The 1,381-nt window shown below is 42.8% G+C and carries 1 protein-coding gene and 1 pseudogene; one reads left to right on the forward strand and one right to left on the reverse strand.

What is annotated here, in order from left to right; all coding sequences use genetic code 11:
- Positions 1-1,139, forward strand: a 1,139-nt coding sequence (locus tag AB4653_RS28575; protein WP_372106015.1) for an EAL domain-containing protein, incomplete at its 5' end; no start/stop codon positions are given.
- Between the two features lie 53 nt (positions 1,140-1,192).
- Here AB4653_RS28575 and AB4653_RS28580 read toward each other — a convergent pair.
- Positions 1,193-1,381, reverse strand: a pseudogene (locus AB4653_RS28580) (GGDEF domain-containing protein); the annotation flags it as partial.

A 1,381-nucleotide genomic window follows, 5' to 3' on the forward strand; every position in this document is an offset into this window, starting at 1 on the left:
ATTCAATCGCAAGGCTTGGAGGCAACCAATTCATTGCCATATTGGAAATGGGTGAACACCAATCAATAAACGAAGAAATTGAGAACATTAACAACACCCTAACGGGTACGACTTTCCTAGATTACTATGGGTTCAGGCTTTCAATTGCAACTGGTGTACTACCCGTCGATACTCCTAAGTTCGAGGAGATATGGCACCGATGTATTGATGAGATGTTGATTAATGCTAAGGATCACAGTGACGGAGATAGCCGGATTGTTTACGGCGAAGAACTACTTCATTCACTTGAAAGGCATGATGTTATCGAGAAAAGGCTATTAGAGTGCTGCGTGAGTGATAACTTTGAACTTCGCTTTATGCCTATTTTCAATGCTAAGACACTTCAGATTGACGGAGCAGAATGTCTGATTCGCTGCCCTGCTCTATTTGATATAAAGGCTGGGCCGGATGAGTTTATTCCAGCCGCTGAGAAAAGTAATTTAATATCCAAACTCGACATGTGGGTCATTAGTACCGCAATCAAAAGCTATAAAGAACTGTCGGAGATTCACCAATACAAAGGCACCTTGTCCATTAACATTTCGGCGATGGAGCTCTACAACCGTAACTTTGCCGATAATATTCGAAAGGTACTCGAACGTTATCAAGTTCCTCCGGGCAACATCATTATAGAAATTACCGAAACCAGTTACGTTAAAAGCAGCAAGCTTACCGTGCAGACCATTGAGAGCATCAGAAGCTTAGGTTTAAAAGTTTCCCTCGACGACTTCGGTACGGGTTACACGGCGTTTAACCAACTTCTTCACTACCCTGTCGATGAACTTAAAATAGATAAGAGCTTTATCGATAATATCGTCCACGACAAAGCTGACCGCAAGATGGTCGAGTCCATGGTTAACTTAGGGCACTCTTGTGACACCTTCGTTGTTGGCGAAGGTGTCGAATCTCTCGAACAGTATCATCACCTTCGAAAAGCCAACTGCGACCTAATACAGGGTTATTTTTTCAGCCAACCACTCACTTACATCGAGTTCATTGAATTTGTTCGCGACCACAATCCGCAAACTATTCTGGATCAGCAAGCCCTTTTAGAACCAGGTACTAACGAAAGGGTTGTGGCACTCAATCAGAAACAGTAGTCGTATTCCGAAAGCATGACTACTTAATAACCACGACCAAACCTTGTAGAAGCTTAGCCTTGCATCGAGGTCAACAGCTCCATCATGTCTTTAGAGCTTATGTTCTTCTTGTGCCTCACTACGGCGTCAATCATCAATTCTAAGTTACCTGCAGAGATGTAATCACTAAGCACATCGTTAAACTTGTCCTGAATTTCGTCACTCGCGTACAAATGATCAGGAATGAAGAATAAGAACTGGCT

The organism is Vibrio sp. 10N.222.48.A3, from assembly GCF_041475345.1.
In the GTDB taxonomy this organism is placed as follows: domain Bacteria; phylum Pseudomonadota; class Gammaproteobacteria; order Enterobacterales; family Vibrionaceae; genus Vibrio; species Vibrio tasmaniensis_A.